Consider the following 4,455-nt stretch of genomic DNA (forward strand, 5'->3'; position numbering starts at 1 on the left):
GTGAGAAGGGCAAGTCCTCGTGGCAAGGGTTCGGACAGGGGTACGTGCGTTCAGCGCCGTGCTGGCAGCGGTGCTCGGCGCGACCCTGGCAGGGTGCAGCAGTACGGGCGGCAAACGGGCGGAGGAGCGGGCCGCCAAGGCCGCCCAGGGACGGGCCGCCGTGGACACGCCGCGCTGGACCTTCGCGATGGTCACCCACTCGGGCGACGGCGACACCTTCTGGGACATCGTGCAGAACGGTGCGAAGCAGGCCGCGGCCAAGGACAACATCAAGTTCCTCTACTCCCACAACAAAGAGGCGAACCAGCAGGCCCAGCTCGTCCAGGCCGCCATCGACCAGAAGGTCGACGGGCTGATCGTCACGCTCGCCAAGCCCGACGCGCTCAAGGACGTCGTGGCCAAGGCGGAGAAGGCCGGGATCCCCGTCATCACGGTGAACTCCGGCTCCGAGGAGTCCAAGCGGTTCGGGGCGCTGACGCACATCGGCCAGGACGAGACGATCGCCGGCGAGGCCGTCGGCGAGGAGCTGAACGAGCGCGGCAAGAAGAAGGCCGTCTGCGTCCTGCACGAGCAGGGCAACGTCGGCCACGAGCAGCGCTGCGCGGGCGCGAAGAAGACCTTCAAGGGCGACCTCAAGAACCTCTACGTCGACGGCACCAACATGCCCGACGTCCAGGCGTCCATCGAGGCCAAGCTCCAGTCCGACAAGGACGTCGACGCCGTCGTCACCCTCGGCGCGCCCTTCGCCCCCACCGCCGTCAAGGCCGCCGAGCAGGCCGGCAGCAAGGCCGAGGTCGACACCTTCGACCTCAACGCCAAGGTCGCCCGGTCCCTCTCGGACGGCTCCCTCGGCTTCGCCGTCGACCAGCAGCCGTACCTCCAGGGGTACGAGGCCGTCGACGTGCTGTGGCTCTACAAGTACAACGCCGACGTGCTCGGCGGCGGCAAGCCGGTCCTCACCGGCCCCCAGATCATCACCAAGGACAACGCGGCCGACCTGGAGAAGTACACGAAGCGGGGGACCCGATGAGCGCCCCGCCGACCGGTACCCCTACACCGCCGGTCGCGGGGGACGAGAGACTGGTGCACCGCTCGCCGGCCCGCCGCCTGATGGGCCGCCCCGAGCTGGGCTCGGTCGTCGGCGCGATCGCCGTCTTCGTCTTCTTCGCGATCGTCGCCGACAACTTCCTCCAGGCGTCCAGCCTCAGCACCGTGCTGTACGCGTCCTCGACGATCGGCATCATGGCGGTGCCGGTGGCGCTGCTGATGATCGGCGGCGAGTTCGACCTGTCGACGGGCGTGATGGTCACCTCGTCGGCGCTGATCTCGTCGATGTTCAGCTACCAGATGACGGCCAACGTCTGGGTCGGCGTCGGGGTGTCCCTGCTGGTCACCCTCGCCATCGGGTTCTTCAACGGCTTCCTGCTCACCCGCACCAAGCTGCCCAGCTTCATCATCACGCTCGGCACCTTCCTGATGCTCACGGGCCTCAATCTGGGGTTCACCAAGCTGATCAGCGGCACGGTCTCCACCAAGTCCATCGGCGACATGGAGGGCTTCTCCTCGGCCCGCGCCCTCTTCGCCTCGCACCTCTCGCTCGGCGACGTCGACCTCCAGGTCACCATCGTGTGGTGGCTCGCCCTGGTGGCGCTGGCCACCTGGGTGCTGCTGCGCACCCGCGTCGGCAACTGGATCTTCGCGGTCGGCGGCGGCGCGGACGCGGCCCGCGCGGTCGGCGTCCCCGTCAACCGCACCAAGATCGGCCTCTATATGGCGGTCGCCTTCGCCGCCTGGGTCTCCGGCCAGCACCTGCTCTTCTCCTACGACGTGGTGCAGTCCGGCGAGGGCGTCGGCAACGAGTTCCTCTACATCATCGCGGCCGTCATCGGCGGCTGCCTGATGACCGGCGGCTACGGCTCGGCCATCGGCTCCGCGGTCGGCGCGTTCATCTTCGGCATGACCAGCAAGGGCATCGTGTACGCGCAGTGGAACCCGGACTGGTTCAAGTTCTTCCTCGGAGGGATGCTCCTCCTGGCGACCCTGCTGAACGCATGGGTCCGCAAGCGTGCGGAGGCAAGCAAGTGACGGCCCTCGTCGAGCTCACCGACGTCAGCAAGTTCTACGGGAACATCCGCGCCCTGGAAGGGGTGTCCCTGGAGGTCCACGCGGGGGAAATCACCTGCGTACTGGGCGACAACGGGGCCGGCAAGTCCACCCTCATCAAGATCATCGCAGGGCTGCACCGGCACGACGCGGGCGTCTTCGAGATCGAGGGCGAACCGGCCGGCCTCGGCTCTCCGCGCGAGGCCCTGGACCGCGGCATCGCCACCGTCTATCAGGACCTCGCCGTCGTCCCCCTGATGCCGGTCTGGCGGAACTTCTTCCTCGGCTCCGAGCCCACCAAGGGGTCCGGGCCCTTCAAGCGCCTCGACGTCCGGCGGATGCGCGAGACGACCCGCGCCGAGCTGCTGCGCATGGGCATCGACCTGCGCGACGTCGACCAGCCGATCGGCACGCTCTCCGGCGGCGAGCGGCAGTGCGTGGCCATCGCCCGCGCCGTCTACTTCGGCGCCAAGGTGCTCGTGCTCGACGAGCCCACCGCGGCGCTCGGCGTCAAGCAGTCCGGGGTGGTGCTCAAGTACGTCGCCGCGGCCCGCGACGCCGGCCTCGGCGTGGTCCTCATCACGCACAACCCGCACCACGCGTATCTCGTCGGCGACCGCTTCGTCCTGCTCAAGCGCGGCGCGATGGCCGGCAGCCACGCCAAGTCCGAGATCGGCCTGGACGAGCTCACTCGGCAGATGGCGGGCGGCAGCGAGCTGGAGCAGCTCAGCCACGAGCTGGCGCGGGCGCCGGGGCCGGACGTCATCGGGGGGCGCGCGGTGGCGGAGCCGGACGAGGGACGAGCTGACGGAGCGGACGTTGAAGAGGCCGAGGGCCCGGCCGCCGAGGAGGGCGCGGGTCCGGCCGGAAGACCGGGCGGAGAAGACGCCGGAGAAGGCGGCGACCGCCCGTCCGGCGCGTCGGCCGCGGACCGCGCGCAGGAGTGACCGCGCGCCGCGCACCACGCGTGAGGCACAATCGGCCACGGCGGGCCGAGCCCGCCACGCCCGACCGCAGGACCGAGGCGACGCGCCTCCCGAGAGATCCGCAGGGACGACGACTCGTGCGACCACGCACCCCAGGCGAACGCACCGGCCGCGCGGTACGTGCGGTACGCGCGGCCCGCACCGGCCGCGCCGCGAGCGCGCCCCGCGCAGCGGCCGGCGCAGGATTCGGCGAAGGGGCCAGGCGATGAGCATGTACCGCGAACGGGTGCACCGGGGCTCGGCCCGCGCCACCGTGCTCAAGACGGTGGGGACCCGCGAGCGGCGCTCGCACCTCACCGCGCCCCGGGTGCCGACCGTCGGCATCGACATCGGCGGCACCAAGGTGATGGCCGGCGTCGTCGACGCGGACGGCAACATCCTGGAGCAGGTGCGCACCGAGACCCCGGACAAGTCCAAGAGCCCCAAGGTCGTCGAGGACACCATCACCGAGCTGGTCCTGGACCTCTCCGACCGGCACGACGTGCACGCGGTCGGCATCGGCGCGGCCGGCTGGGTCGACGCGCACCGCTCCCGCGTGCTGTTCGCCCCCCACCTGTCCTGGCGCGACGAGCCGCTGCGCGACCGGCTCGCGGGGCGGCTGGCGGTGCCGGTGATGGTCGACAACGACGCCAACACGGCCGCGTGGGCCGAGTGGCGGTTCGGCGCAGGCCGCGGCGAGGACCACCTCGTCATGATCACGCTGGGTACCGGCATCGGCGGCGCGATCCTGGAGGACGGCCAGGTCAAGCGGGGCAAGTACGGGGTCGCGGGCGAGTTCGGCCATATGCAGGTCGTCCCGGGCGGCCACCGCTGCCCGTGCGGCAACCGCGGCTGCTGGGAGCAGTACAGCTCCGGCAACGCCCTGGTCCGTGAGGCGCGCGAGCTGGCAGCCGCCGACTCGCCGGTCGCGCACACCATCATCGAGCGGGTCGGCGGCCACGTCCACGAGATCACCGGGCCGCTCATCACCGAGCTGGCCCGGCAGGGCGACGCCATGTGCGTCGAGCTGCTCCAGGACATCGGCCAGTGGCTCGGCGTCGGCATCGCCAACCTCGCCGCCGCCCTCGACCCCTCCTGCTTCGTCATCGGCGGCGGCGTCAGCGCGGCCGACGACCTGCTGATCGGCCCGGCGCGGGACGCCTTCCGCCGCCACCTCACCGGCCGCGGCTACCGGCCGGAGGCCCGTATCGTCAAGGCCCAGCTGGGCCCCGAGGCGGGCATGGTGGGCGCCGCCGACCTGGCGCGGCTCGTCGCCCGCCGCTTCCGGCGCGCGAACCGCCGCCGCGTGGAGCGGTACGAACGGGCCGGGGTCACGGTGCGGCTCGCGCCGCGCGGGCAGGCGGGACGCGGATGATCGCCGCCGACC

The 4,455-nt window shown here is 71.6% G+C and carries 4 protein-coding genes; all 4 read left to right on the top strand.

From position 1 onward, the window contains the following. The first annotated feature begins 58 nt into the window (after nt 1-58). The 4 genes from ACFU99_RS34500 to ACFU99_RS34515 all read left to right on the top strand — a co-directional run bounded on the left by ACFU99_RS34500 (nt 59) and on the right by ACFU99_RS34515 (nt 4,443). Nucleotides 59-1,030 carry a sugar ABC transporter substrate-binding protein gene (locus ACFU99_RS34500; RefSeq protein WP_384399785.1) on the top strand — a complete coding sequence of 324 codons (972 nt, stop codon included), beginning with the start codon at nt 59-61 and terminating at the stop codon, nt 1,028-1,030. Next, complete coding sequence (locus ACFU99_RS34505) at nt 1,027-2,085, top strand: ABC transporter permease (RefSeq protein ID WP_384399787.1); 1,059 nt, start codon at nt 1,027-1,029, stop codon at nt 2,083-2,085. The genes ACFU99_RS34500 and ACFU99_RS34505 overlap by 4 nt, the downstream gene beginning before the upstream one ends. After that, nucleotides 2,052-3,050 carry an ATP-binding cassette domain-containing protein gene (locus tag ACFU99_RS34510; RefSeq protein ID WP_384399790.1) on the top strand — a complete coding sequence of 333 codons (999 nt, stop codon included), beginning with the start codon at nt 2,052-2,054 and terminating at the stop codon, nt 3,048-3,050. Before ACFU99_RS34505 ends, ACFU99_RS34510 begins: the two co-directional genes overlap by 34 nt. A 244-nt stretch (nt 3,051-3,294) precedes the next feature. After that, nucleotides 3,295-4,443 carry an ROK family glucokinase gene (locus ACFU99_RS34515; RefSeq protein WP_363224892.1) on the top strand — a complete coding sequence of 383 codons (1,149 nt, stop codon included), beginning with the start codon at nt 3,295-3,297 and terminating at the stop codon, nt 4,441-4,443. The last annotated feature ends 12 nt before the right edge of the window (nt 4,444-4,455 follow it).

The organism is Streptomyces sp. NPDC057654 (assembly GCF_042800135.1).
GTDB lineage: Bacteria > Actinomycetota > Actinomycetes > Streptomycetales > Streptomycetaceae > Streptomyces.

What these genes read in the sequence shown, in the direction of transcription:
- ACFU99_RS34505 (WP_384399787.1), top strand. Translation starts at nt 1,027, where the DNA reads ATGAGCGCCCCGCCGACCGGTACCCCTACACCGCCGGTCGCGGGGGAC.
- ACFU99_RS34510 (WP_384399790.1), top strand. Translation starts at nt 2,052, where the DNA reads ATGGGTCCGCAAGCGTGCGGAGGCAAGCAAGTGACGGCCCTCGTCGAG.
- ACFU99_RS34515 (WP_363224892.1), top strand. Translation starts at nt 3,295, where the DNA reads ATGAGCATGTACCGCGAACGGGTGCACCGGGGCTCGGCCCGCGCCACC.